We start from the raw sequence: 25,538 nt of genomic DNA on the forward strand, positions 1-25,538 counted from the left end.
AGAATATTTTAATAAAATCGATTAAAGAAATATTTCTTTGATTTCTTCTGGTATTCGAACAGGTCTAAAGCTTTTACGGTTTAGAAGGCACCATTCGGTACTTGACCGCACCAATAATTTTTTTGTAATACCATGATGCATTTCAACTATTCTAATTGATTTTGCTCCAGAGCTTGACTCAATAAAAGTGCTAATCATGATTGGGTCATTTAGAACTGCAGCATTTTTATATTCTATATGATGACTAAGAACAACCCATATAACTTCCTTTTGCATTTTTGAAGAAGCTTTCGCTTGCCAGTGCTCTTTAGAAATATCTTGAATCCATTGTACGTAACGAACATTGTTAACATGGTTTAAATCATCAAGGTCGTCTTCAGAAACTATAACTTCTTTTTTAAATCCGTTCATTCTATTTTTTCTGGATTTGCACTTCAAAAATTTTATCCCAAAATTTTCCTGTCACAAAAAATGTCCGACGCTCTTTATGATAAGCAATTCCGTTTAAAACGTAATTTAACTTATCCCAATTTTCTGTTTTAGTAATTAGATCACTTAATCCACTAAAATTAATAACACCTTCAATTGACCCAGTTTCACTATCAATTATCATTACACTAGGCTTTTGGTACACATTGGCATATATTTTTCCATCCACGTATTCAAGTTCATTTGCCGAATTAAAAACTGAAGAGTTGGTGACGATTTCTATATAGCCTTCTTCTGTCATTGTATCCGGATTTAAAAACCATATTTTTTCAGTACCATCACTTTTAAATATTTTTTTACCGTCATTGGTTAATCCCCAACCTTCACGGCTTTTACCATATTGAAAATTGTCTAACTTTTTAAAGGTATCTAAGTCATAAATAAAGCCCAATCCGCTTTTCCAAGTAAGCTGGTAGATTTTATTGTTGAGAATGGTAATACCTTCGCCAAAATAGCTTTTGTCTAAGTCTATCTGTTTGTATACCTCTCCGGTTTTATAATTTAATTTTCTTAAAAAGGATTGTCCATTTTTCCCCGTACTTTCATATAAGGTATCATTATGAAATTCTAAACCTTGGGTATAGGCAGCGGTATCATGTGGGTACTCATTAATAATCGTGTAGGTATATATTTCAGGAGTTTTTTCTGATAAAACCTTTAAGTTTTTGTTGATTTCAACCGTTTCACCATTAAATGTAATTTTAGCAGTTAAAACTTTATTGCCTAATGTTGATACGTTAATGAGTAATTTATTATTGTTTAACGGAATTTCTACACCATCAATGCTATAAATTACACTTTCAATCTCTTTTTGTTTTTTGTTATTGATATTAATACCAACTTCACTATTTTGATTTACCTGTTTTGCATTTTCAGCTAAATTGATTTCAAAGAGGGAAGAAGCTTTTTGATTTCCGCTACCGCAAGCAATGAAAATACTGAAAATTAGAACATTACAAATTAATTTAACTATTCTCATTAAGGAAAAGGTATTTAAGATTATATAGTGCTTATGAACAAGAAGTATTCGTGGTTCTTGACAGGCAATTTAATTCATAAAAATTAGAAAGTAAAAGGATTGGGAAAGATTTAAAAGATTGTATATTTGCACCTGGCAAGTCCTACACGACCAGCTCCTGTAGAATCCCCCAGGGCGGGAACGCAGCAAGGGTATACGGTCGTAGCGGTGCGATGTAGGTAGCTTGCCTTTTTTTGTGCCTTAAATTGAAATTATCTAAATTAAGGTAACATATTCATAACCAATTCAATGTATAGGTTAGCATCGCTTATTTTTCTATAAAATGAAAACAAAGGTAGTTCTAATTACAGGTGGGTCTTCAGGTATTGGAAAAGCAATAGGCTTACATCTTAAAGAAAAAGGGTATACGGTATACGGTACTACTCGTAGTGCGTTAAAATATTCTTCATTTAAAGATTTCCCTCTCTTAGAAATGGATGTTCGTAAAACAGAGACTATAAAATCTTGTGTTGCCACATTGCTTGAAAAAGAATCTCGAATAGATGTTATTGTGAACAATGCTGGTATTGGCATTACTGGGCCTTTGGAAGAAACGCCGCATGAAGAGGTGCTTAAGGCATTCGCAACCAATTTTAATGGACCTTTAAGTGTAATAAACGAAGTGCTGCCAATTATGCGAAAGCAAAAAAACGGGTTAATAATTAATATAACTTCTATAGCCGGTTATATGGGACTCCCTTATAGAGGAATTTATTCAGCCTCGAAAGCTGCCCTTGAATTAGTAACAGAAAGTTATAGAATGGAAACCAAATCTTTTGGAGTGAAGTTCACTACGTTGGCACCAGGTGATTTTGCGACCAATATTGCTTCGGGTAGATACCATACTCCTGTTTATGAGAACTCCCCTTACAAAGAAATGTACAAAAATACGCTAGATGCTATCGATTCAGATGTTGACAGTGGAGGAGACCCTATAGAAGTGGGTAAAAAAGTAGCTAAGATTATTGAAACTAAAAACCCAAAACCTCACTATCAAGTTGGTTCTTTTATTCAAAAATTTTCGTTAACACTTAAGAGTTTACTGCCAGGTCTCTGGTTCGAGAAAATGTTGGAAAATCACAATTCTTGATAAACCAGCCTTTAAAGAAGATTTGAGCTGGTCTTACTAATTATAATAGATATTAGAAAAGCCATCTACTATAATAGCATTATCGGTAATTATCGCTTTATTCATTGGATATAAAACAAGTTTCTCTGTCAGTTCTTTAAAATTTATACTTTGATATTGCAGAGAAGTCTCGACCTGAAGAGTTTTTAGGATTACTTTCCAATCATTGTAATCGGTCTTAATATTAACGCCGATTAGTTCATAATCCGGTTTTTTCTCCTTTAATTCTGCTACCCTTTTAAAAATCTCTTGATATTGTTTTTTGTTAGATCCCGACCAAAAGTAGAACATCACTTTTTTGCCTTTCGCAATCTCGTTTAAGGTTTTATTTTCATTGTCAAATGATGCCACCATTAAATTCGGTAACATTTTAGAAGGTTGAAGATTTACAATGCCTTGGTAAAGGTTCTCAATTTCTTCAATATGCATATTATTTTTAGATACATTCTTAAATTCTGTTAAGAATATTTCTGTGTTTTCTGATGCGTCTTTTCTTTTAAGTAGATAATCGAAGGCAACATTTCTAAATAAATTGTCTCTCAATTCCTTTTCGACAACTAAACTATCAATTAAGTGTAATTTATGCTTATTAAAATGTAGTTGCTTACCATCTCCTAAGTTTCCATCTTTGCAGTCATTCAGACAAGACATATAAGATAAATTCCCAAAATGGGCCTTCATGAAATCATAATAAGGCCTTAAATAAGTAAAATTTTGATTATCAAAATCAAGATTTTTTCTGTAGGAATAAAAATCCTTTGGTAAGTTATGTAAATTTTCTTCCGTAGTTTTTCTTTTGTGCTGAAAAGGATATATCTCTTTATATCGATTATAAGTATAGTCAATACTTCCTTTAAGTAATTGATAACCGGCATCAGACATGGTGGTTTCTAGCTTTAATTCATTTAGACGATTAAGCTTGTTATTTCTAAGAGATTTGATTTTATTTAAAAAATCATCAGGCTCTAATTCATAATTTTCAGCATACATTGCTGAGTCTTCCTCTTCGGCTGCAAGAAATAATTCTAGTAGAAAATTATTTATTTCTTCGTTACTTCCAGAAAATACTAACGATTCATCAAAATAACTAGTATTAAGTCTTACCATTAAGCTATCTCCTTTTTCTAAATAAACATATTGATATTCTGGTGATAAATTAAAATGGTAAAGCCCGTTTTCTATAGAAGGTAAATTAAATTTGAATCGATTATTTTGGTCTAGCTGTGCAGAATCAATTTTTTGTCTGCCTTTCATTAAAATAACTTGGGTGCTCGTAGGATTTACAATTTCCCCGGCAAATAGCACCGTATCGGAATCTTTTTTCGTTGTAGAACAACCTATTATGAGTACTATGAATGTTGAGAGTAGAATTCTTGTCATATAGTATTATACACTGATACCATCCAAAAATAACAAACCTGCTCTCCAGTTGTTGTTAATAGCTAGTTAAATGTTTTTGGGAACATTATTAAAAATCTTTGTGCGAAATTGATGGAAAACAAGATACTAGAAGGTAATAAATTCAGTATTTTTGCACGGATTTTTAAAATTTTGTTGCTATGTTATCTGTATCTAATCTATCTGTTCAATTTGGAAAAAGAGTTTTATTCGATGAAGTGAATGTTGCTTTCACCCAAGGCAATTGTTATGGTATTATTGGTGCCAATGGTGCTGGTAAATCTACCTTCTTGAAAATACTTGCTGGTCAAATAGACCCAACTTCTGGTCATGTTCATTTGGAGCCTGGTAAAAGGATGTCCATATTAGAGCAAAATCATAATTCGGCAGATGCTTATACTGTACTTGAAACAGTTGTAATGGGGAATAAGCCTCTTTATGAGATTAAAAAGGAAATTGATGCCCTTTATGCAGATTATGATGATAAGAATGCCGATAGAATAGGGGAGTTGCAAGTAAAATTTGAGGAAATGAATGGTTGGAATGCAGATAGTAGTGCTGCAGCCTTACTTTCAAATCTTGGTATTAGTGCAGACTTGCATTTTACGCTTATGTCTGAGATTGATTCTAAATTGAAAGTACGTGTACTACTTGCGCAAGCATTATTTGGTAATCCTGATGTTTTGATTATGGATGAACCTACCAACGATTTGGATTATGAAACAATTAGTTGGTTAGAGAATTTTTTAGCAGATTACGAGAATACAGTAATTGTTGTAAGTCATGACCGGCACTTTTTAGATACTGTTTGTACCGATATAGGCGATATTGATTTTGGGAAATTGAACTTATATTCCGGTAATTATTCATTTTGGTATGAAAGTAGCCAGTTAGCTGCTCGTCAAAGAGCACAGCAAAATAAAAAGTCAGAAGAAAAGGCTAAGGAATTACAAGAATTTATTGCACGTTTTAGCGCTAACGTTGCAAAAAGTAAGCAAGCAACATCTCGTAAAAAAATGCTTTCTAAATTAAAGGTTGATGATATTAAACCTTCTAGTCGTAGATATCCTGCAATTATCTTCGATAGAGAGCGTGAAGCAGGCGATCAGATATTAAATGTAGAGGGATTATCTGCTTCGACTGAAGATGGAGAAGTTCTTTTTGATAATGTTAATATCAATTTAGCGAAAGGAGATAAAATCGCTATGATTTCTAGAGATTCTAGGGCTACTTCGGCATTTTATGAAATTATTAATGGAAATAGAAAAGCTGATAAAGGTACTTTTCAGTGGGGTGTAACCACAACACAATCTTATTTACCCGCAGATAACGCTGATTTTTTTACCGATAATATCAACTTGGTAGATTGGTTACGACAATATGCAAAGACAGAAGAAGAGCGTGAAGAAGTATATATTAGAGGTTTTTTAGGTAAAATGCTATTTAGTGGAGAAGAGGCTCTTAAAAAATGTACCGTACTATCAGGAGGTGAAAAAGTACGCTGTATGTTAAGTAGAATGATGTTAATGCGTGCTAACGTTTTAATGTTAGACGAGCCAACAAACCATTTAGACTTGGAAAGTATTACTGCATTCAACAATTCTCTTAAGAATTTTAAAGGAACTGTATTGTTAACAACCCATGATCATGAGTTTGCACAAACAGTGGCAAATAGAATCATAGAATTAACTCCTAAAGGCAACATTGATAGATATTCAACGTTCGATGAGTATATGTCTGACAAGGCATTAAAAGAGCAGCGTAACAAAATGTACGCTGAATAAACATAGAATAGATTAACCCAAATCGATGTTTTATGAAAACCTACAATATAGTGGGTAATTTATAATGGCCTTATGTTTCATTGCATGCGAAAAATTTTTAGAAGAAAATTCTGAAAAAATAGCTAATGAAGTGCCTGCAAATTAGACTGTGTTTTTGAGTAGTAGCAGTAAATTGAATGCTGTTGTTCTTGGAACTTCGGATGATGAATTTTGTGAAAAATTCAGTTGCTTCTTTCATCGATATTTCTTCCAATTATGTGAAATTTCGTGATTCGGATAAAATCAGTTTTATTATAAAAACAATTGTGAGGCCAGTGTACAGTTATATGATGCTGTGAGTAATACCGCCATTTCAAATAAAGTTTTAAAGATTTAGACCCTTGCCCAATAGAAGTTGCTGCAATTACGCATACAGCCGAGTTAATTTTTATAGCCTACGAACGAGAGCTTCCGGGAAAAGATAAGCAAAACGTAGTGAGGATTATCTCCTTAAGTAGCAACATAGATAATTATATAGAAATCTTATTAGATAAAAAACCGTTTGACTTAATCACCTCATTAGACAGATTATTTGTTTTAACTTTAAATGAATATATTACAGATGAGTATCATTTTTTGGTGTTCGATATATTACGAATCAACAAATTATTGAGATAGATTTAGGATACAATCCTATGAAGCTTTTTAAGAACAGTTCTGAACAAGTAATAATTAGCTACCCAGAATTGCATACTATTATAGACGCTGTTTCTTTAGATAAAACATATACTTGGTATGGTGATAATACTGCGCCTAATTTTTTAACCACTGACGATTCATTAGTGGATTCTAGTGGTAAAATGTATTTTCAAAAGGCAATGCCAAACTCAAGGATAGATATGGTACCGGCTATTTATGATTTTCAAACTAATAATAAGGTTGTTTATTTGTTTGAAAATTTCTTATCCCATTCTGAATTGAATGTTAAATATAAAATTGCTTCTACAACTTCTATTGGTTATGATGGGCTAAATAATTATATGCTTATTGGTTATTAAAAGAAAGGGGAATTGAACAAAGCAGGAATCTTAAGAATAACACCTGCACCAAATTTTAATATAATTGACAATTTTGATTTAGAAGGCATTCCACAGAATATTTTTGTGAATTAAAAAAGCGATTGCTCAACTATTAAAATACTTGCTGTTCCAAATTGCAGGATTAAAGTTCTTACCTAATGCAAAGCCATAAAATATTACCACTGAAGCAATGCACTTGAACATAAAGAAATTAATAATCAAGAACTCTGTTGTAGAATTAGATTTGGAAAAGAGTCCATCAGGTATTAAAAGTGTAGCCAGGAAACTAAGAATTAAGACTAAGATAGCTAAGTTTACCATGCCCTTAAATGGCCACATTAACATTTTTCTTAGAGGATGTAAATCATTTCCCCACTGGTGAATTAGATAATGATAGCCATTCCCGATTGGGGCAAAAAGTAAAGGGTCATCTTTATCTTCTAACTTAAAAAGTTTAGAAGGTGCTATAATTTTAAACCCTTTTAGTTTTAAATCGTGCTCCTTTTCTAAGTTTTTTATTTTTGATAATGCTTCGGCTGGAATTTCTCCTTTAAAATATTTAGCATCTAAAAAACGTAATCGGTAATCGATGCAAATTTTCTTAATGTCGTTTATATGGTATATTCTAGAGTTATCTAATAAATTAATATTAAAGTTATTGTTCGGCGTACCAATGCTAGTGGTGATATTTTCCTCGATACGTTCCAACTCATTATCTAAGTTGGAAAATAAGAGGTATACCTCTTTAAGTCTATCTTTTTCTGATATATCTCGAGATAATTTCGTTTTAGTAAGTTTTTTTTCTATGTTAGTTTTAGGTAGTAACATGTCTTTTTTTTAAACAATACATTCAAAGTTAGCTATTTAAAGAATTTGATTAAATCTTGTTTAATCCAATTAAAAGTTAATAAAATGTTAAAAATTAGATATCAGCTAATTTAGCATAGGTGTATATTATTTGATATTGTATTTTGACGATGAAATCGTTCAATTTGTCGATTTTTGAAAAATTTGCCCTTTTAGAACTGATTATATGAAAAAATGGACATCCCTCGTGTACTTGTGTGTCCTGTTTTATGGATTTTTATCTTATGCACAGGATAATAAAGTAACACAGGTAAAGCCTGCAGAATCAAAATTTTCTACTTCAGAAAAATCGATAATAGAAAGAACCTCATCATTTGAAAATCATTCCACTCTAATGAGGGTATTGAAAGCTGCAAATTTAGATAAGGTTCTAGGCTATAAAGGTAGGTTTACCGTTTTTGCACCATCTAACCTTGCGTTCGAGAAACTTTCTAAAATTACAATCGATAATTTAAACGACCCAAAGAATAATAAAGCATTAAGAGATATACTTTCATATCACATAATTGCAGAAAAACTTTCTGCTTCAACCATTTTAAAAGCGATGTGCCGAGGTAATGGTACCGCAAAGTTTACTACTATGCAAGGGGATAAGATAACAGCTACAATGAACGGTATCGATATCGTATTAACCGATAAATCAGGCAACCAAGCTGTTATTGTTACTGCAGATTCAAACCAATCCAATGGTATTATCCATGAAATTGATACCGTTTTTATGCCTTATAAAATGTTTTAATTACCGCAGGGTAGCATTGAGCTGAGTTTCGTACGTAGCTTGTAACTTAGACATTATCTTTTCTATTTGCTTTTCTGTCAACGTGCTTTTATCATCTTGTAAAGTAAAACTAACAGCATATGATTTTTTACCTTCAGGCAAATTTTTACCTTCATACACATCAAAAAGAGTCATATCCTTCAAAAACTTACGTTCTGCACTATAGGCTAAATCATATAGTTCTCTATAGGTAGATTTTTCGTCTAATAATAATGCAAAATCCCTTTTTACTTCAGGGTATTTCGGAATTTCTTTGAAAAGAATTGGAGTGTTAGAAAGTTGATTCAAAATTACATCCCATTTGAAATCGGCAAATAAAATATCTTGTTTAATATCGAATTTTTTCAGGATTGATTTTTTTATCAACCCGAAAGAAACCAAGTTATTTTTTTGATAAGTAAAGCTCAAACCTTCAGAAAAAAGGGTAGTAGAAGTTGGTTCGCTTTTTAAGTTGTCTAAACCTAATCGAATTAAAATAGTTTTTACAATCGCTTTCAATTCAAAAAAATTAGTTGCTACTGCTTTGTTCGTCCAACTATCTTGAATAGAATAACCTGATAGTAAAATGCTTAAGTATTTTGGTTCAATTCTTTTACCATCTTTAGTATGATATGTTTTTCCAAATTCAAATAATTTAAGATTGCCTCTTTTTCTATTTATATTATAACTGGCTGTTTCTAAAGCAGAAAATAATGAAGCTTTGCGTAATACAGACAAATCTCCACTTAATGGATTTATAATTTCAATCGATTTGTTCTCGTCTTCTTCAGGCCCTAAAAGTTTACCATAATCAGGATTCGTAAGGCTATTGGTTAATATTTCAAAATAACCTTTCGCTGCCAAAACATTCCCAATAGTTGTTTGGATTTTATGGTCTTCAATAGGTGAGGTCGTAGATACTGAAGCATTTAATTTTTCACTAAATGCTATATTGTTATACCCATAAATTCGTAAAATTTCCTCAATAACATCGACTTGTCTTTGCACATCAACACGATAAGAAGGCACTTCAAGACCCATACCGGCTTCCGTTACATTTTTTACTTTAATATCTAGCGAAGCCAATATCGATTTAATAGTATCTTGAGGAATTTCCTGTCCGATTAGCTTATTAATCTTCTCAAAACCTAAAAACACTTCAAAGTTTGATGTTTTATTTGGATAAAGGTCTATAATATCGGAAGTAATTTCACCACCAGCAATCTCCTTAATCAACAAGGCAGCACGTTTTAGGCTATACTCAACATTTTCAATATCAATGCCACGTTCAAATCTAAAAGAGGCATCGGTATTTAATGCATGTCTTTTAGCTGATTTTCTTATCGAAACCGGATTAAAATAAGCACTTTCTAAAAATATCGAAGTAGTCTCCTCTGTCACTCCCGAACCAAGTCCGCCAAATACTCCTGCTAAACACATGGGTTTTTCGGCATCACATATCATTAAATCATCTTCACTTAAAATTCGTTCAATCCCATCTAGCGTTACAAATTTGGTGCCTTTTGGTAATGTTTGAATAACGATTTTATTTCCTTTTATTTTTGCGGCATCAAATGCATGTAAAGGTTGTCCTAATTCATGTAATACATAATTAGTAGCGTCAACAACATTGTTCTTTGGAGTTATACCTATTGCCTTAAGTCTATTTTTAAGCCAAGCAGGGGAGGGTTGTACAATTAAATTACTAAGCGTAACACCACAATATCGAGGTGCCAACGTAGAATTTTTTACATCTACATCTATTTTCAATGAACGGTCATTTATATTAAAATGACTGGTTGAAGGAGTTATCAACTCCTTTAAGATTTCTTTTTGTTTTAGTCCAGCTTTTAAATCTCTTGCCACACCAAAATGGCTCATTGCATCTGCTCTGTTAGGGGTAAGTCCTATTTCAAATACTTCATCCTCTTCAATATCAAAAATCTCTGCGCAAGGAGTACCTACAATTAAATCGTTGTCTAAAACCATAATGCCATCATGACTGGTTCCAAGTCCAATTTCATCTTCTGCGCAAATCATTCCATGGCTTTCTTCACCTCGAATTTTACCTTTCTTAATCTTCCAAGCTTCGCCATCAGCCGTATAAAGTGTAGTGCCTATTGTGGCTACAGGAACTTTTTGTCCTGCTGCTACGTTTTTAGCTCCACAAACAATCTGAAGTGGAGTGCCAGAACCTATATCTACAGTAGTGACATTCAATTTATCAGCGTTGGCGTGTTTTTCACAACTTATAACATGACCAACAACAATTCCTTTCAATCCGCCTTTTACAGATTCGAATTTTTCAACACCTTCTACTTCTAATCCTAAATCAGTTAATAGTTCACCCGTTTTTTGGGAATCCCAATCTATTTGTATGAACTGTTTTAACCAGTTATATGATATTTTCATTAAAATATTTTATAGGGCGCAAATATAAAACAATGCCCGTATACATTCAATAAGCTACGAAGTGTTTATTTAAATTTTTAATTGTAATATTTAAATCGTTTATTGAAAATTAAATCATTTACGAATATGAGATTAAGTTTTGCTTTACTTATTATTTTTATGCTTTTAGTTTCTTGTGAAGAAAAAAATCGAAATCCCATTTTAAAAGAAGGTGTATGGCGCGTTGAACTTGATGTGATGGACTTTCAAGTGCTACCTTTTAACCTTCGGGTTAATAAAAAGAAAAATAGTTCATATACCATGCAAATAATAAATGCAGAAGAAGTTATAGAAATTGATGAAATAGTTACTAATGGTGATTCGATTATTATAAAAACACCTGTATTTGAAGGATATTTAGCAGGAACGTTTACCGACAAAGAAATAAAAGGGCAGTTCATTAAGGAAAGTTTGGATAGGATTGTTCCTTTTAAAGCAATATATGGAATAGAGGATAGATTTGATTCCGAAACTAAAAAGAACAACAAAGATGTATCAGGTATATGGGAGACTTATTTTAGTCCACATTCGAACGAAGAATACATAGGTAAAGGAATTTTTTTGCAAAATAAAAATCGTGTAACTGGTACGTTTAGAACAACTACAGGCGACTACCGTTATTTAGACGGTATTATGGATGGTGATTCATTAAAATTATCTGCATTCGATGGAGCTCATGCTTTTTTATTCACGGCAAAAGTTACAGATTCAAGTATGACCGGAATTTTTTATTCGGGCAATCATTTTAAAGAACCATTTGTGTCGATTAGAAATGATGGTTACGAGTTACCTGATCCCGATTCTTTAACATTTATAAATGAGGGTTACGATAGGCTAGCTTTTACATTTCCAGAGTCCAATGGAAATATGGTTTCGTTAAATGATGATGAATATCAAAATAAAGTAGTCATTGTGCAGTTAATGGGTACTTGGTGCCCTAATTGTTTAGATGAAAGTAAATTTTTAGTGAACTATCTTAATGAAAATGAAAACCTTAAAGTTATTGGCTTAGCATTCGAATCGGCAAAAACAAAGGAAAAGGCATTTAAAGGTATTGAGCGTTTAAAGGACAGAATTGGACTTACATATCCAATCTTATTAGCCCAATTTGGTTCGGTAGATAAAGTGGAAGCACAGCAAAAATTACCAATGTTGAATCATGTTTTATCATTCCCTACTACTATATTTATTGACAAAAAGGGGAAGGTTCGAAAAATTCATACAGGATTTAATGGTCCGGCTACAGGTGATAAATTTATTGAGTTTAAGAAGAATTTTAACCAGTTGGTCACTGATTTATTAAATGAGAAGTAGTATTGATTTTAAATTATTGTAGACTTTCCTAAACCAATATTCTCATCATTCATAGTAAAGGTACCATCTAATTCCATGATATTATCTGCGATGAAATCACCGACATAATTAGTTCCATACTTAGAACTTCCTAAAATATCTGGAGTAACAATTTTTTTGGAGAATGATTTTAAAACTGCAGCTACAACGGCATCAGATTCTTCATTCAACTTAAAATGTTGCAATAGCATAGCCATACTTAATATAGAAGCTACCGGATTTGCAATATTTTTACCTTTTGCATCTGGGTAAGAACCATGTATTGGTTCGAACATTGCATGTTCTGATCCTATCGAAGCAGATGGGAGTAACCCAATAGAGCCTGCTATTACACTGCCTTGATCAGATAGAATATCACCGAACATATTGTCTGTTAAGATAACATCGAATTGAGAGGGGTTTAAAATCATTTGTACGGCAGCATTATCTATAAAAAGACAATCTAACACAACATCTGGATAGCTTTCTGAAATGGAACGTACAACACGTCTCCAAAGACGCGATGTTTCAAGAACATTAGCTTTGTCAACTAGCGTAACTTTCTTTTTTCTAGATCTGGCCGATTTAAAAGCTAAGTGAGTAATTCTACTTATTTCCGCTTCAGTATATGTACATGTATCGGTAGCGGAGCTTTGGTCCTCACTAATAGATTTATCACCGTAATATATGCCACCAGACAATTCTCTGAAAATAACCAAATCTGTGTTTTGAACACTAGCTTTAGGTAATGGAGATTGTTTTACTAATGATGGAAAGACTTTTACCGGTCTAATATTAGCAAAAAGGCCTAGCTCTTTTCGTAATCTTAATAATCCTTGTTCAGGCCAAACTTTAGACTTAGGGTTATCATCAAATTCGGGTAATCCTAAAGCTCCAAAAAGTATTGCATCCGCTTTTTTGCAAAGATCTAACGTTTCTTTTGGAAGAGGATTTCCAGTTTTTTTAATTGCTGAAGCACCAATTAAGCCTTTTTTGAAGGTAAAGCTATGACCAAAGGTTTCTTCTACAGAACGAAGGCACTTAATAGATTGTGCAACAACTTCTGGTCCAATTCCGTCTCCTTCTAAAACAGCAATATTTAAATGCATAATTTAATTAGCTAATACTTTGTATATCAATATTCGATGCTTCAATAATTTGATGAATATCATTGTCTTTCACTTCTTTTCTAGAATCTGCATACTGTAAAAACTCTTCGTAAACTAAATCTAATTGTGTTTTGGTAAGTTCATAACCAACAATTTTGGCGCGATATGCTAAAGCAGCTCTTCCACTACGTGCTGTCAATACGATCGATGATTCGGTTACACCAACATCAGCCGGATCTATGATTTCGTAAGTTTCTCTATTTTTTATTACACCATCTTGATGAATACCAGAACTATGGGCGAAGGCATTTGCGCCAACAATAGCTTTGTTAGGCTGTACCATCATGCCCATTTTATGAGATACCATTAGACTTGTATCATAAAGTAGTTTACTATTAATAGTAGTATCTAAGTTTAGGTCTGGGTGTTGGCGTAAAATCATGACCACTTCTTCTAAAGCAGTATTTCCTGCTCGTTCACCGATTCCATTTATAGTACATTCTATTTGTCTGGCACCATTTAAAACACCTGCGATAGAATTTGCGGTAGCTAATCCTAAATCATTATGACAATGACAGGAAAGTATCGCTTTATCGATACCTTTTACATTTTCACGTAAATATTTCATTTTAGCTCCATACTCATCTGGCAGGCAGTAACCAGTTGTGTCAGGAATATTTAAGACGGTAGCACCAGCTTTAATGACAGCCTCGCATACTCGAGCCAAAAACTCATTATCTGTACGGCCTGCATCCTCAGCATAAAATTCAACATCCTCTACAAAGGTTTTGGCATAACTTACTGCGGCAATAGCACGTTCAACGATTGCATCTCTGTTAGAATTGAATTTATACTTTATATGAGAATCAGAAGTACCAATACCTGTGTGTATTCTTGGCATTTTAGCATACTTCAATGCTTCAGCAGCTACTTCAATATCTTTTCGCACTGCACGGGTTAATCCACAAACTGTAGCATTTTTAACGAGTTTAGCAATGGCTTCGACAGATTTGAAGTCACCAGGACTAGAAACAGGAAAGCCAGCTTCAATGATATTTACACCCAGTAGATCTAAACGTTCAGCAATAACTAATTTTTGCTCCATGTCTAATTTACAGCCAGGAACTTGCTCTCCATCTCTTAAGGTCGTGTCAAATATTTGAACTATATCTTTACTCATTATATTTACGTAGTTTTACTCGTAGAACGAATATATTGCCTAATTCACAAAAACTATAATTTTCGTTATGTCATTTACAACGTTAATACACTTTTTTAGGTATATAAAACACTGAATTAGAATTATTTAAACTCTTTTTTTTACGATGACAAATGCGCATAAAGATTCTTTATTCGTTTTGGTTAAATCACTATCGAAATCTGAGAAACGTCAATTTAAGCTTTATGTTGGCAGATTAGGAGTGAATACCGATGCTAAATTTTTAGCCCTATTTAATTTATTGGATAAAATTAAGCATTATGATGAGAAAATAATACTAGAAAGTGGGATAGTTAAGAAAGCGCAACTATCAAACCTTAAAGCACACCTCTACAAACAGATTTTGGTGAGTTTACGTCTTAACCCTGTAAACCAGAATATTCGTGTTCAAATAAGGGAGCAATTAGATTTTGCAACAATTCTTTATCAAAAAGGATTATATAAACAAAGTTTAAAAATTCTAGATAAAGTAAAAACCACGGCTATTGAAAATGAAGAAAAGAATATCGCTTATGAGATTGTTGAGTTAGAGAAAATAATTGAAACACAATACATTACAAGGAGTATTCCTGATAGGGCAAATGAACTTGCGTTACAAGCGAAAGAACTTTCGGGCCATAATGTAATGACAAGCAAACTTTCTAACCTTTCTTTACAGTTATATGGAATGATGTTGAAGGTTGGTTACGTACGTAGCGATGAAGACTATCAAAAAGTAAAAACCTACTTTAATGACCATTTACCACTTTATAATATAGAAGATTTAGGCTTCCGTGAGAAATTATGGTTGTATAAGGCATACTTATGGTATAGTTTTTTAACCCAAGATTTTTTGTCTTGTTTTAAATATGCGAGTAAATGGGTTGATCTTTTTTATGAGCATAAAGAAATGATATACCTTAACCCGGTATTCTTTTTAAAGGGAAATCACTATTTATTAGAGTCTTTATTTTTTGTTCAATATAGCTCTCAATTTAAGGAAGTATTAGAGCGATTAGAGAATACCATTAAGGAGAAAGAGTTTCCTGATAACGACAATATTAATTCTTTAGTCTTTATGTATATCAATGCAAATAAACTGAATTTGCATTTTCTGGAGGGTACATTTGAGAAGGGTTTATATTTAGTGAAAATCATAGAATATGGTATTAACAAACATCGCGATAGAATTGATATACATCACATTATGGTGTTGTACTACAAAATTGCTTGTCTTTATTTTGGAGTAGGCGATAACAAAACATGTATTCAATATCTTAAGAAAATTATAGAGAATAAGAATCTGAAAATGCGCGAAGACCTTATGTGTTTTGCGCGAGTTTTAAGTCTTGTTGCCCATTACGAAGCAGGTATGGACTATCATTTAGAGATTCAATTAAAAAGCACGTATAAGTTTCTTTTGAAAATGGACGATATGCATGCGGTTCAAAAAGAAATGATCAAGTTTTTAAGAAGTCTTGGTGGAATATATCCAAATCAACTAAAGGCCGAGTTTCAAAAGTTATATGTTGAATTGAAGAAATATGAAAATCATCCTTATGAGAAAAGGGCATTTTTATATTTAGATATTATTTCTTGGTTAGAAAGTCATTTGCAAAATAAGCCAGTTTCTCAGATTATGAGGGAAAAGGCTTTGGCAAAATCACGCTAAGGAAAGTTCTTAATTAATGAAAAGTAATCACATTCAACATTTATTAGAAATTAATTTAGCTGTTTTCTTCATAGCTACTTCGGGTGCTTTGGGAAGATATGTACAACTACCTGTTACCATAACTATTGGAGCGCGGGCTATATTGGCTTTTTTAGTTTTGATTTTATTTTGCTGGTGGAGAAACATATCCTTTAAAATTAAGAGAATAGATATACCAGTAATCTTGTTGAGCGGATTTTTAATGTGTGTTCATTGGGTCGCTTATTTTTATGCATTAAAACTTTCTAGTGTAGCTATAGGTATGTTGTCTTTGTTCACGTACCCCGTAATTACTGCATTTTTAGAGCCATTGATGTTGGGGACAAAATTTCAACGTATTCATTTGCTGTTGGCTTTTTTAGTACTTACAGGTATGTATTTTTTGAGTCCGAATTTAGATTTTCAAAATTCACATACAATTGCGATAGCATTCGGACTTCTTTCTGCGTTGGCCTATGCTATTAGAAATATTATTTTAAAGAAAAAGGTATCCAAATATAATGGAACTATGCTCATGGTATATCAAACAGCAATCGCAGGTATTTTACTTTTACCCTTTCTTTTTACTACTTCTTTTGAAGTTATTTTAAGTCAGTGGCAAGTATTGTTGGCATTGGCAGTATTAACAACAGCGATAGGGCATACCTTATTCTTAATGACTTTTAAACATTTTACAATAACAACCGTAAGTATAATCAGCGGTATACAACCTGTTTATGGAATTCTGATAGGAGTTATTTTTCTTTCAGAAATACCAAAAGGAACCACGATTTTAGGTGGGATTCTAATTTTGAGTTCCGTAGTTATAGAAAGTGTTCGTTCTAATAAGCAACCTAAAATATCTTAGTTATTAATCCCTGGTGTACTTGCTCCAAAATGTAATATAATGTTATTGCCAAATTCAGTGAATTGCTCATCTTTAGCCATTTCACGAACCTTTACGGGGTCAAAATCACCATTGAAATATAAAAATGAACCAGTTTGGTTATCATTGTTGTAAATCAGTATTTCTCTTACTGAATTCTTTTTCTCACGAATTGAAACAACATTGCGTTTTAATTCGTCATTTTTTCTAAAAACGTCAATAAATGAATTTTCGGTAATACCATTCATTTATTGGTTCAGAAATTGAGTTCTACTTGCTGTTACACTTGGAAACTGCATGTATCTCAAATCCTTAGTTGTGCCGACTAGAGCCTGCATTTCAGGTGAAATTTCACTAATCATGCTGAGCATAAATTGAGGTACCCTAACGGCAGTAACTTGATTATCATTCTAATGTGCGTTATAAAATGTATCAATAGAATTGTAGCTGCCACAAGAACTTAGTACAAGTAAAAGGCTTAGGGTAATAAAATTTCGTATTATTTTCAATGTGCTTGGTGTTTAAAATTGAAATTAAAGACATGCATTCCATATAGGGTCATTTGGTAAAGGAGCAATAATTTCAACCAATTCTTTTTTTACCGGATGCATCAATTTTAATTTACGGGCATGTAAATGAATACTGCCATTTTCGTTACTTCTATCGAATCCGTATTTAAGATCACCTTTTATAGGGCAACCTATTGCGGTTAACTGTGATCGTATTTGATGGTGTCTTCCGGTCTCAAGATCTATTTCTAAAAGGAAATAGTTATCAAGTTTCTTAATTGATCTGTAGGTTAAAATCGCTTTCTTACTATCGTTTACTTCTTTACTGTTTGCATAAGACTTATTTTGTTTGGTATTTCGCTTCATCCAATGTACCAGCCTTTTCTCTGGTTCATCGGGTCTATTTTTTACGATGGCCCAGTACGTTTTTTTAGCTTCTTTTTCTGCAAACATTTTATTTAATCTAGGCAATGCTTTAGAAGTTTTTGCAAACACCACAATACCCGATGTTGGGCGGTCTAAACGGTGTACAACCCCTAAATAAACATTGCCGGGTTTGTTGTATTTCTTCTTTAAATAAGCCTTAACGGTATCGCTAAGTGGTTTATCGCCGGTTTTGTCTCCCTGCACAATATCACCAGGTCGTTTATTGATGATTATCAAATGATTATCCTCAAAAAGTACTTGTAAATTATCTATTGTAGAATGTTCTTTATTTGACAATATATTTTCGAGTTATTTGATTGCTGAATGAATTGAATATTTCTAGAATGTTAACTTTTTTCCTCTTACTATTAGAAAAAGAAGAATAAAAACTCCAGTTGTTACTGCTACATCTGCAATATTAAAAATTCCTGTTCGAAAGAAACCTAATCTAATCTGAAAAAAATCGGTAACAGAACCATGTGCTATTCGGTCTATTAGATTTCCTATACCACCACCAATAACCAATGCGAAGGCTATCAGTAATAATAAGTTTAAATTTGGTTTACTCAAGATTCTATATAGTAGTATTAGCAGTACTAGCAATGGTAATCCTTGTAAAAATAATCGTTTTACAATAGGAGGGAAGTGCTGTCCAAAGCCTAACATTGCACCGGTATTTTCAACATTGGTTAGAATAAAATGTTCTCCAATAACCGAAATATATGCTCTAGGCTCCACTTTTTTTCGGGTTAATTCTTTCGATACTTGGTCACAACCAACGATCAGCAAAACAATTATTAGGACCCAAAATTTAGAAAAGTTTTTAGTGCTTTTCATAAATATAGAAATTAGTACTGCTCTTCATCATTAGGAAAATCTTGACTCTTTACATCACTTACGTAATTCGAAATGGCATTTCCCATTTCTTCATATAAATTCATATATCTTCGTAAAAAACGTGGGTTAAATTCGTGAGTCATTCCTAAAAGGTCGTGAACTACCAGTACTTGTCCGTCTGCATATTTTCCTCCACCGATACCAATTGTAGGTATAGTGAGACTTTCAGAAACTTTTTTGGTCAATTCTGCCGGTATTTTTTCTAATACGATACCAAAACAGCCTAATTTTTCAAGTAATAGGGCATCTTCCATCAATTGTCTGGCTTCTTCATCTTCTTTTGCCCTTACTGTATAAGTTCCAAATTTATAAATAGACTGTGGGGTTAATCCTAAATGACCCATCACTGGAATACCAGCAGCTAAAATTCTTTTAACCGATTCTTTTATTTCTGCGCCACCTTCTAATTTTACTGCATGTGCACCACTTTCTTTCATAATTCGAATTGCAGAGCGTAAGGCCTCTTTAGGGTCACTTTGATAGCTCCCAAATGGTAAGTCAACCACGACCAATGCGCGTTCGACCGCTCTTATGACAGAGGAGGCATGGTATATCATTTGGTCTAATGTAATTGGCAATGTAGTTTCATGACCTGCCATTACATTACTTGCAGAATCACCTACTAAGATGACATCTACTTTGGCGGCATCTACAATTTTGGCCATAGAGTAGTCGTATGAAGTAAGCATAGAGATTTTTTCTCCGTTCTTCTTCATATCTACCAATGATTTCACTGTAACTCTTTTATATTCTTTTTTAGCAGTAGACATAGTTGTTTTTTCGTTTAAGCGCCATAAAAGTAAGGAGTTTTAATGAGAATATAGATGAAATACCCATAACGGTTTAAGCTAGTTTATGGTCAAATTGTATTAAATTACGTAAGTATTAAAAACTATTTCTATGAAAATACCTTTAATTTTTATTTTTGGTTTGATGAATTTGATTGTGTTTGCTCAGACTGAAGAGGAATTACAAGTGAAGAAAACCATCGTTGAATTTTTCGATGCATTTCATGCCCAAGATTCAATTGCTATAAAGCAAACGGTTTACCCAACAATACTATTACAAACAATTGGAGTTGATAAAGAAGGGAAACCTATTTTGAAAACTGAAAATTTTGACGATTTAGTGAAATCAATCACTAGTATACCAGATTCTACAAACTTTCAAGAACGAATAATGAGTTATTCTATTCAAATTGATGGAAATATGGCAAATGCCTGGACACCCTACCAATTTTGGATTAACAGTGAATTCCATCATTGCGGAGTAAACTCTTTTCAACTTTTTAGGGAAGAAAATACTTGGAAAATAATTTACTTAATAGATACCCGTAGAAAAAGTGATTGTTCAGTTTTATCAGAATAGAATTTCATTTATATTATTTCCACGCTCTTGATGTGGTACTATCGGCAGTTGGAAAATCTTTAGGTATTTCTTGGGTTACTGTACCTGTGGCTGCCCATTCAGTGCCACGTTGCAATGTGGTTATAAACCCTACACATTCCATTGAATAATCGAAATGACCTAAAGTAGAATGAAATACACGGCCTTTACCATAGTTGATGGCCATTAGTTGTGGAACATTTTGACCTAGACCTTTTACTGTTGGATCCCATGGTGGTGCATTTTTCTCTACATCGGCAAAGGCAGTTGCTAAAATTATGGCATTCTCAAAAGGTCCTCTCATACGTTCGTACAATTCATCTGGCGTATGTAACCAATTGCTAGGTAAACCATTCATTATTGGATGTTCTAATGCTCTGGTAGTTAATTGAAATTCATATTCAGGCCCATGAGAACCACATACTCCCTCGGTAGAATCTTTTACAATTTCACCAGCATCGTTATAATAAACGTAAGGGCCTGATTTTTCGTCGCGACCTCCCCAAGCACCTAAGCCAATCATTTTATTGAATTCTTCCCATTCTCCCCATGCATTATTAGCAGCATGAATAACAACAAAACCACCGCCATTTGCCATATAAGATTCAAAATCTTTTCTGGTGTTTTCTGGCCATAGAGGAGATTCTGCTCCCAAATTTGAAATAATAACATTGTAATCATTAAAATTAAGAGTGAAATTAGATGTTTTTATTGGGCTGTCAGATATGTTATAGGTTTTATCTGTTAATGGGTGTGATTCAATAAAAGAACTATACCCTTCTGGTCTTGTTTGATTATATTTAATACCCAGCCATACTGAATCCATTCGATGAATATCAACTGTGAAGAGATTTGTCTCTTCTAAATAATCTTTCATCATCATAGTGGTCTTAGGCCAAACATAGTGATTGTTTTGACCATCGATAATTAATGCTTTAAGCTTTGTTGGAGGTTGTTCTATAACTTCTTTTTTTTTCTCTCCACAAGAAATTAGTACTAAACAAAATATTAAAAGTGCCATCAGTTTTTTCATGAGAGTGATATTATAGTTGAAAAGGATAAAATAATTATTTGACTTTAAATGTACATGAAGTATATAAGATAACAAAACCAATATCGTTCGACAGTTTTTCTAATGAATAATCGTAAACTTTTTGTGGATGATTAAAGTTGGATATACATTAGCAACTTAATTAAAAATGAATACAATGAAAATACTAGGAATAGGGTCAAGGATTTTACATGCAGATTTCGGTAAAGGGGTGGTTACCAATGTGTCTTCAAACCAATATTGGGTGACATTCATGGATAAGGGATTGGAAACGATTGAAATCGATGCCGATTTTGAAGTTATAGAAGCGATAAGCAATGAAGTTGATACGGTTAGTTTTTTTGATGTAGAAAGTTCCCTGGTCGAAATTCTTCAAAAATGGAGCGATGTAACTCAGCGGGTTGCAATTGCCGATAAGTGGAAAGGTGGTAATCTTGTTTTAGAACCAGGCGAAGCTGGTATAAGTAACAAGGAAATTCCTATTAACACCTTTTTTCATAAAATAGTGATGGTGAGAGACCGTATTCGAGTTATGGAACAGAAAATAAACTCTAGTAAGAATTTAGATGACCAAGAAAAGGTTGATTTACAACAATATATAACTCGAATCTATGGAAGTTTAACAACATTCAATGTGCTTTTTAAGAATAAAAGCGACCATTTTGTGGGGGAGAAGAGTTAGTGATAAATGAGTCAAAAAGCTACTACTTGTCATGTTATTTTTGAACATGAAGTGATTTTATAACCTCGTATTTTTTATTGATAACGGATTGATTTAAACTATGAGCAGCATCTGAAACCAAAAAAAATATCCTTTTCTAGGAGCCTTTATTCTTTCAAAATAAAACTTGTTCAAGTTCTTTGAAGCTAAGATGTCGTTCGAACCTTGTATTAAAAATATTGGCAAATGAAAAACCATACCGGTTTTCTCAAAGTCAATATCCTGTACCATTGAAGTAACTCCGATATTTTTATCGCCTACCAAATTTAAAAATGAATAATCATCACCATTATATCTGTCATTATTATCTTTAATATTATCACAAGACGGGGCTATTTTCCACCAGGAAGAAGGTGCGTAAGTTGAATTCTCATTCTCAAATTGCTTCACAATACGTAATAGTTGTCCATGATTTTTAGCTTTAGTATATAGTGGTGGCCCTAAAGTTTCTATGTTTTCTATGGCTATTGTATTTTTTGCATTACTTGCCATTTTGTAAACTTCAATATAAGCATTCTTTATACTGTTCGAAAAATTCACAAACTGTTCATGGCCTATATAAGTATGGAATAAATCTGGTTGGTATAAAACCATTTAAGTTGCCAAAATTGACCCCCAAGATGTGCCAACAAGAATAACTTTTCTTTTATTTAGATATTTAAGCAGGTATTGGGTTAGTTCAATACCATCATTCGTCATTTGTTCAATAGTTAAAGGGTTATTCATATAGAAATCTTTATTTATTTCTTTTGGAATGTTGTTACCAAAGGTTTTTTCAGCTCCCTTTTGGTCCCATATAAACTCTTTAGACCAACTGTCATAAATATCATCTTTATACTGACTCATAGTATTGTCTGGCCCACCATGAATAAAAAGAATAACAGGGTTGGTAATATACCTTAATTGTAATTCATTGTTCAATATCACCGATAGGCAAAAAATGTTCTTTTAAAATATTGCTTTGGCCAAATAAGGTAAACATGATCAAAATAAAAAATATAAAAAAAGAGAGTTAACTTTCATGCGCCTATAATAGATTCTATTAATTAATTCGATGAATGAATGAGTTACATAGATATTTATCTATTTCAATTCAGAGGGCTAGCTAAGCTTTGTTTACATAACTTAATATATAATTGGTAAACTTCAAACTACCCAGAAGCATAACAATGTAAATAGGAATTGATTTAAGATAGATAGCTTGTTATTTAAGCAATAAATTTGGAAGCCACATTGAATTTCATTGGTAAAGCTTTTCTTTGTTTTTATGATATTCCATCCAAAGCTTAATTCTCCCAACAAACATTTTAAGATAGTTCTCTGTTAAAAATACATTAGACCAATCAAATCTTTTTGCTTGTACACCTAAATAAAACATAAAAGTTGCGGCACCAGCGATTGGTAATACGTTGATTTCTTGGTTGGTTAATACTCTAGTTTTTTGATATCCGTTTAAGAAACTCTTAACTTTAAGTTGGTATTGCTCTTTGTCGGTTTCAATGAAGAATAATTGTTTGCAGAAATAGGCAATATCTAAAATTTGTGAACCGTTTCCGCAAAAATCAAAATCGAATAAAGTGATTTCATTGTCATTTAAAACAGACATATTATCATACCATATATCCATATGAACAACACCATTGTTTTTGTCGAAAAAGTCTTCATCATTAAAAGATTCACCCAATTCTTTTAAGTATTTCATTTCAGGTAATGATTCTGAGAAGAAATGTGTTAATTGTTGATAGGGGAGTTCTATAAGTGATTGTTTGGCATAATTAAGACGTTCAATCTTTTTGTTAAAAGTTAGTTGGTGCATTTTACCCATATTGCTGCCAATATTGAATAGTGTCTCATGATTCATGAATCTTATTTTATCACCTTTAGAAAAAGAGAAAAGAACAACATAACGTATACCTTCAGGAGCAGTTATTTCTTGAATATAATTTTCTTCGCAATCATGAATTGGTACCGAAACACTCAATGCATTTTCTTTGAGAAATTTTAGAAGTCCTAATTCTTCATTGATTTCATTTTTCGACCTCCAATTGTGGCTGTATACCCTTAAGACAAATTTTGCTTCATGGTTAGAAAGAAAGTAGGTATGATTCATTCCAGTCCTAATTAAGCTACACTGGTAATTTTCATGTAGGCCGTATTTTTCTTTTACAAACTCACCCAATTCTTTTGCTGATAGGATAGAAGCTATGACAGGAAATGCTTTCATAGTAGACTTGAATTTTAATCAATTATTGTTGTCAAAAGAAACCTAAAAAGGTAAATGTAAAAATAACCCTAAATCTAAAGAGGTTAATGGATTGTCCGAGATTACTTAATAGTGTATAATTAACTAATTTTTTAAGGTAAACTCATTGAAAATGAGTAAATTCTAATTTACATTTATAACCTATATAAAATCAATAAACATGGCACTGAAAAAACAAATAAAAGATAAAGGGGCAAATACTTTAGTAACCTTTTCAATTGGTGAAAACGAGGCTCCTAGCTCATCAAATGTTTTGTTGTTGGGTGATTTTAATAATTGGCAAAGTAATGACAGTACTTTTCAAATGGAAAAGAAAGGCAACACGTATGTAAAAAGTATAAGGCTTGAAAATGGTAAGCGTTATGAGTTTCGATATTTAAGTGATGACAAAGGTTGGTTCAATGATCATGCAGCCGATGATTATGTACCTTCACCTTATACTGGTATTCAAAACAGTGTTGTTGATTTGAGTAAAATACCTCTAAAAGAGAAGCCGTTAAAAAAAACAATTAAGAAAGCCTCAGCAAAACCGATAGCAAAAACGGTTAAAAAGTCTAAAAAGGATGATTTAAAAAAAATTGAGGGCATTGGACCTAAAATCGCGACTATCTTAACTGAAAACGGATTAGAAACTTTTGAAAAACTAAGTAAAGCATCTGTTAAAGTATTAGAGGGTATTCTTAAAGAAGCGGGTTCTCGCTATGCAATGCATAAACCGAACTCTTGGCCAAAACAGGCAAAATTGGCGAGTGCAGACAAATGGGACGAACTAAAAAAAACTACAAGATAAATTAGATGGTGGTAAATAATTACCTAAAAGGGTAAGAACAAGTATTTTAAAATATTCAAAAGACTAACCGCCTAATGAATTGTTTTTTTTGTGCTTTTTGGTGGAAATATATTTGAATTATTGTAGGTTTTTACTGGTGAAAATCAGGTTTAAATTTTTAATGATTCTATTTTCTACATTCATTATTATTATTGAAGAGAGCTTTTTACCAAATAGAAACTAGTACATGAAAATTATGTAAAATACCATATAGAATGCTTAGAGTATACCCATTATCTATTTACATTATTTTAGAATTGCTAATGTGATATAGGACTATTTTGAAAAAT

At 32.5% G+C, this 25,538-nt stretch carries 25 protein-coding genes and 1 other RNA gene; 11 read left to right on the forward strand and 15 right to left on the reverse strand.

The genetic code is table 11. The features are described 5' to 3' along the window. Positions 1-21 precede the first annotated feature (21 nt). Together AACZ49_RS09060 and AACZ49_RS09065 are read right to left on the reverse strand one after the other, a co-directional pair. Entirely contained in the window at positions 22-411 is a 390-nt protein-coding gene (locus AACZ49_RS09060; protein WP_339653743.1) for a thioesterase family protein, read from the reverse strand. A gap of 1 nt (position 412) precedes the next feature. Continuing rightward, positions 413-1,468, reverse strand: coding sequence for a glutaminyl-peptide cyclotransferase (locus AACZ49_RS09065; protein ID WP_339653746.1), 1,056 nt, complete (start codon positions 1,466-1,468; stop codon positions 413-415). 133 nt (positions 1,469-1,601) lie between these two features. Here AACZ49_RS09065 and ffs point away from each other — a divergent pair. Both ffs and AACZ49_RS09075 read left to right on the forward strand, forming a co-directional pair. Continuing rightward, positions 1,602-1,700: signal recognition particle sRNA small type (ffs, locus tag AACZ49_RS09070), an RNA gene on the forward strand. Positions 1,701-1,790: 90 nt separating this feature from the next. Next, complete coding sequence (locus tag AACZ49_RS09075; protein ID WP_339653749.1) at positions 1,791-2,597, forward strand: SDR family oxidoreductase; 807 nt, start codon at positions 1,791-1,793, stop codon at positions 2,595-2,597. A 36-nt stretch (positions 2,598-2,633) separates the two neighbouring features. Here the strand turns inward: AACZ49_RS09075 and AACZ49_RS09080 are convergent, their stop codons facing one another. Beyond that, a complete protein-coding gene (locus tag AACZ49_RS09080; protein ID WP_339653752.1) occupies positions 2,634-4,016 on the reverse strand; it encodes a transaldolase in 1,383 nt (460 codons plus the stop codon). A 179-nt stretch (positions 4,017-4,195) separates the two neighbouring features. On the opposite strand from AACZ49_RS09080, the gene AACZ49_RS09085 reads away from it, so the two are divergent. Then, a complete protein-coding gene (locus AACZ49_RS09085) occupies positions 4,196-5,818 on the forward strand; it encodes an ATP-binding cassette domain-containing protein (protein ID WP_339653754.1) in 1,623 nt (540 codons plus the stop codon). Between the two features lie 674 nt (positions 5,819-6,492). After that, positions 6,493-6,855, forward strand: coding sequence for a hypothetical protein (locus tag AACZ49_RS09090; RefSeq protein ID WP_339653757.1), 363 nt, complete (start codon positions 6,493-6,495; stop codon positions 6,853-6,855). A gap of 126 nt (positions 6,856-6,981) precedes the next feature. Here the strand turns inward: AACZ49_RS09090 and AACZ49_RS09095 are convergent, their stop codons facing one another. Then, positions 6,982-7,704 carry a hypothetical protein gene (locus AACZ49_RS09095; RefSeq protein ID WP_339653760.1) on the reverse strand — a complete coding sequence of 241 codons (723 nt, stop codon included), beginning with the start codon at positions 7,702-7,704 and terminating at the stop codon, positions 6,982-6,984. Between the two features lie 205 nt (positions 7,705-7,909). Here AACZ49_RS09095 and AACZ49_RS09100 point away from each other — a divergent pair, with 205 nt between their 5' ends. Further along, entirely contained in the window at positions 7,910-8,482 is a 573-nt protein-coding gene (locus AACZ49_RS09100) for a fasciclin domain-containing protein (protein ID WP_339653763.1), read from the forward strand. Here the strand turns inward: AACZ49_RS09100 and pheT are convergent, their stop codons facing one another. Further along, positions 8,483-10,912 carry a phenylalanine--tRNA ligase subunit beta gene (pheT, locus tag AACZ49_RS09105; protein WP_339653766.1) on the reverse strand — a complete coding sequence of 810 codons (2,430 nt, stop codon included), beginning with the start codon at positions 10,910-10,912 and terminating at the stop codon, positions 8,483-8,485. 126 nt (positions 10,913-11,038) lie between these two features. Between pheT and AACZ49_RS09110 the strand changes: the two genes are divergently transcribed. Beyond that, complete coding sequence (locus tag AACZ49_RS09110; RefSeq protein ID WP_339653769.1) at positions 11,039-12,265, forward strand: TlpA disulfide reductase family protein; 1,227 nt, start codon at positions 11,039-11,041, stop codon at positions 12,263-12,265. An 8-nt stretch (positions 12,266-12,273) separates the two neighbouring features. Here AACZ49_RS09110 and leuB read toward each other — a convergent pair whose 3' ends face one another. Both leuB and AACZ49_RS09120 read right to left on the reverse strand, forming a co-directional pair. Then, positions 12,274-13,392: a 3-isopropylmalate dehydrogenase gene (gene leuB / locus AACZ49_RS09115; protein WP_339653771.1), complete on the reverse strand. Its 1,119-nt coding sequence runs from the start codon at positions 13,390-13,392 to the stop codon at positions 12,274-12,276. Positions 13,393-13,399: 7 nt separating this feature from the next. Further along, positions 13,400-14,572: a 2-isopropylmalate synthase gene (locus tag AACZ49_RS09120; RefSeq protein ID WP_339653773.1), complete on the reverse strand. Its 1,173-nt coding sequence runs from the start codon at positions 14,570-14,572 to the stop codon at positions 13,400-13,402. Positions 14,573-14,717: 145 nt separating this feature from the next. On the opposite strand from AACZ49_RS09120, the gene AACZ49_RS09125 reads away from it, so the two are divergent. Both AACZ49_RS09125 and AACZ49_RS09130 read left to right on the forward strand, forming a co-directional pair. Beyond that, complete coding sequence (locus tag AACZ49_RS09125; protein WP_339653776.1) at positions 14,718-16,262, forward strand: hypothetical protein; 1,545 nt, start codon at positions 14,718-14,720, stop codon at positions 16,260-16,262. Positions 16,263-16,278: 16 nt separating this feature from the next. Continuing rightward, a complete protein-coding gene (locus AACZ49_RS09130) occupies positions 16,279-17,148 on the forward strand; it encodes a DMT family transporter (protein WP_339653779.1) in 870 nt (289 codons plus the stop codon). On the opposite strand, the gene AACZ49_RS09135 is transcribed toward AACZ49_RS09130, so the two are convergent. The 4 genes from AACZ49_RS09135 to panB all read right to left on the reverse strand — a co-directional run bounded on the left by AACZ49_RS09135 (position 17,145) and on the right by panB (position 19,768). Further along, on the reverse strand, positions 17,145-17,414 hold the full coding sequence (locus tag AACZ49_RS09135) for a DUF4252 domain-containing protein (RefSeq protein ID WP_339653782.1): 270 nt from the start codon (positions 17,412-17,414) through the stop codon (positions 17,145-17,147). The two genes, AACZ49_RS09130 and AACZ49_RS09135, sit on opposite strands and share 4 nt — an antisense overlap. A gap of 285 nt (positions 17,415-17,699) precedes the next feature. Then, entirely contained in the window at positions 17,700-18,398 is a 699-nt protein-coding gene (locus AACZ49_RS09140; RefSeq protein WP_339653785.1) for an RNA pseudouridine synthase, read from the reverse strand. Positions 18,399-18,440: 42 nt separating this feature from the next. Then, complete coding sequence (gene lspA / locus AACZ49_RS09145) at positions 18,441-18,938, reverse strand: signal peptidase II (protein ID WP_339653787.1); 498 nt, start codon at positions 18,936-18,938, stop codon at positions 18,441-18,443. A gap of 11 nt (positions 18,939-18,949) precedes the next feature. Further along, entirely contained in the window at positions 18,950-19,768 is an 819-nt protein-coding gene (gene panB, locus AACZ49_RS09150) for a 3-methyl-2-oxobutanoate hydroxymethyltransferase (protein ID WP_339653790.1), read from the reverse strand. Between the two features lie 130 nt (positions 19,769-19,898). Here panB and AACZ49_RS09155 point away from each other — a divergent pair, with 130 nt between their 5' ends. After that, a complete protein-coding gene (locus AACZ49_RS09155) occupies positions 19,899-20,366 on the forward strand; it encodes a nuclear transport factor 2 family protein (RefSeq protein ID WP_339653792.1) in 468 nt (155 codons plus the stop codon). Positions 20,367-20,379: 13 nt separating this feature from the next. Here AACZ49_RS09155 and AACZ49_RS09160 read toward each other — a convergent pair whose 3' ends face one another. Continuing rightward, positions 20,380-21,417 (reverse strand): ThuA domain-containing protein, encoded by a 1,038-nt coding sequence (locus AACZ49_RS09160; protein ID WP_339653795.1) that lies wholly within the window; start codon positions 21,415-21,417, stop codon positions 20,380-20,382. Between the two features lie 175 nt (positions 21,418-21,592). Between AACZ49_RS09160 and AACZ49_RS09165 the strand changes: the two genes are divergently transcribed. Then, a complete protein-coding gene (locus AACZ49_RS09165; protein ID WP_339653798.1) occupies positions 21,593-22,117 on the forward strand; it encodes a hypothetical protein in 525 nt (174 codons plus the stop codon). A gap of 93 nt (positions 22,118-22,210) precedes the next feature. Here the strand turns inward: AACZ49_RS09165 and AACZ49_RS09170 are convergent, their stop codons facing one another. The 3 genes from AACZ49_RS09170 to AACZ49_RS09180 all read right to left on the reverse strand — a co-directional run bounded on the left by AACZ49_RS09170 (position 22,211) and on the right by AACZ49_RS09180 (position 24,380). Continuing rightward, positions 22,211-22,750, reverse strand: coding sequence for a hypothetical protein (locus AACZ49_RS09170; RefSeq protein ID WP_339653800.1), 540 nt, complete (start codon positions 22,748-22,750; stop codon positions 22,211-22,213). Continuing rightward, positions 22,751-23,077, reverse strand: coding sequence for a hypothetical protein (locus tag AACZ49_RS09175; RefSeq protein WP_339653803.1), 327 nt, complete (start codon positions 23,075-23,077; stop codon positions 22,751-22,753). A gap of 319 nt (positions 23,078-23,396) precedes the next feature. Further along, positions 23,397-24,380, reverse strand: a complete 984-nt coding sequence (locus AACZ49_RS09180; RefSeq protein WP_339653804.1) for a phosphotransferase — start codon at positions 24,378-24,380, stop codon at positions 23,397-23,399. A gap of 199 nt (positions 24,381-24,579) precedes the next feature. Here AACZ49_RS09180 and AACZ49_RS09185 point away from each other — a divergent pair, with 199 nt between their 5' ends. Beyond that, positions 24,580-25,209, forward strand: coding sequence for a helix-hairpin-helix domain-containing protein (locus tag AACZ49_RS09185; protein ID WP_339653807.1), 630 nt, complete (start codon positions 24,580-24,582; stop codon positions 25,207-25,209). Positions 25,210-25,538 lie beyond the last annotated feature (329 nt).

Origin of the sequence: uncultured Maribacter sp., from assembly GCF_963975365.1 — a bacterium.
GTDB lineage: Bacteria > Bacteroidota > Bacteroidia > Flavobacteriales > Flavobacteriaceae > Maribacter.

Bases quoted from the DNA above. Each gene is read 5' to 3' on its own strand.
- AACZ49_RS09060 (WP_339653743.1), bottom strand. From the start codon at position 411: ATGAACGGATTTAAAAAAGAAGTTATAGTTTCTGAAGACGACCTTGAT.
- AACZ49_RS09095 (WP_339653760.1), bottom strand. From the start codon at position 7,704: ATGTTACTACCTAAAACTAACATAGAAAAAAAACTTACTAAAACGAAA.
- AACZ49_RS09080 (WP_339653752.1), bottom strand. From the start codon at position 4,016: ATGACAAGAATTCTACTCTCAACATTCATAGTACTCATAATAGGTTGT.
- AACZ49_RS09065 (WP_339653746.1), bottom strand. From the start codon at position 1,468: ATGAGAATAGTTAAATTAATTTGTAATGTTCTAATTTTCAGTATTTTC.
- panB (WP_339653790.1), bottom strand. From the start codon at position 19,768: ATGTCTACTGCTAAAAAAGAATATAAAAGAGTTACAGTGAAATCATTG.
- AACZ49_RS09090 (WP_339653757.1), top strand. From the start codon at position 6,493: ATGAAGCTTTTTAAGAACAGTTCTGAACAAGTAATAATTAGCTACCCA.
- AACZ49_RS09165 (WP_339653798.1), top strand. From the start codon at position 21,593: ATGAAAATACTAGGAATAGGGTCAAGGATTTTACATGCAGATTTCGGT.
- AACZ49_RS09180 (WP_339653804.1), bottom strand. From the start codon at position 24,380: ATGAAAGCATTTCCTGTCATAGCTTCTATCCTATCAGCAAAAGAATTG.
- AACZ49_RS09120 (WP_339653773.1), bottom strand. From the start codon at position 14,572: ATGAGTAAAGATATAGTTCAAATATTTGACACGACCTTAAGAGATGGA.
- AACZ49_RS09075 (WP_339653749.1), top strand. From the start codon at position 1,791: ATGAAAACAAAGGTAGTTCTAATTACAGGTGGGTCTTCAGGTATTGGA.
- AACZ49_RS09135 (WP_339653782.1), bottom strand. From the start codon at position 17,414: ATGAATGGTATTACCGAAAATTCATTTATTGACGTTTTTAGAAAAAAT.
- pheT (WP_339653766.1), bottom strand. From the start codon at position 10,912: ATGAAAATATCATATAACTGGTTAAAACAGTTCATACAAATAGATTGG.
- AACZ49_RS09085 (WP_339653754.1), top strand. From the start codon at position 4,196: ATGTTATCTGTATCTAATCTATCTGTTCAATTTGGAAAAAGAGTTTTA.
- AACZ49_RS09100 (WP_339653763.1), top strand. From the start codon at position 7,910: ATGAAAAAATGGACATCCCTCGTGTACTTGTGTGTCCTGTTTTATGGA.
- AACZ49_RS09125 (WP_339653776.1), top strand. From the start codon at position 14,718: ATGACAAATGCGCATAAAGATTCTTTATTCGTTTTGGTTAAATCACTA.
- AACZ49_RS09110 (WP_339653769.1), top strand. From the start codon at position 11,039: ATGAGATTAAGTTTTGCTTTACTTATTATTTTTATGCTTTTAGTTTCT.
- leuB (WP_339653771.1), bottom strand. From the start codon at position 13,392: ATGCATTTAAATATTGCTGTTTTAGAAGGAGACGGAATTGGACCAGAA.
- lspA (WP_339653787.1), bottom strand. From the start codon at position 18,938: ATGAAAAGCACTAAAAACTTTTCTAAATTTTGGGTCCTAATAATTGTT.
- AACZ49_RS09155 (WP_339653792.1), top strand. From the start codon at position 19,899: ATGAAAATACCTTTAATTTTTATTTTTGGTTTGATGAATTTGATTGTG.
- AACZ49_RS09130 (WP_339653779.1), top strand. From the start codon at position 16,279: ATGAAAAGTAATCACATTCAACATTTATTAGAAATTAATTTAGCTGTT.
- AACZ49_RS09170 (WP_339653800.1), bottom strand. From the start codon at position 22,750: ATGGTTTTATACCAACCAGATTTATTCCATACTTATATAGGCCATGAA.
- AACZ49_RS09185 (WP_339653807.1), top strand. From the start codon at position 24,580: ATGGCACTGAAAAAACAAATAAAAGATAAAGGGGCAAATACTTTAGTA.
- AACZ49_RS09160 (WP_339653795.1), bottom strand. From the start codon at position 21,417: ATGAAAAAACTGATGGCACTTTTAATATTTTGTTTAGTACTAATTTCT.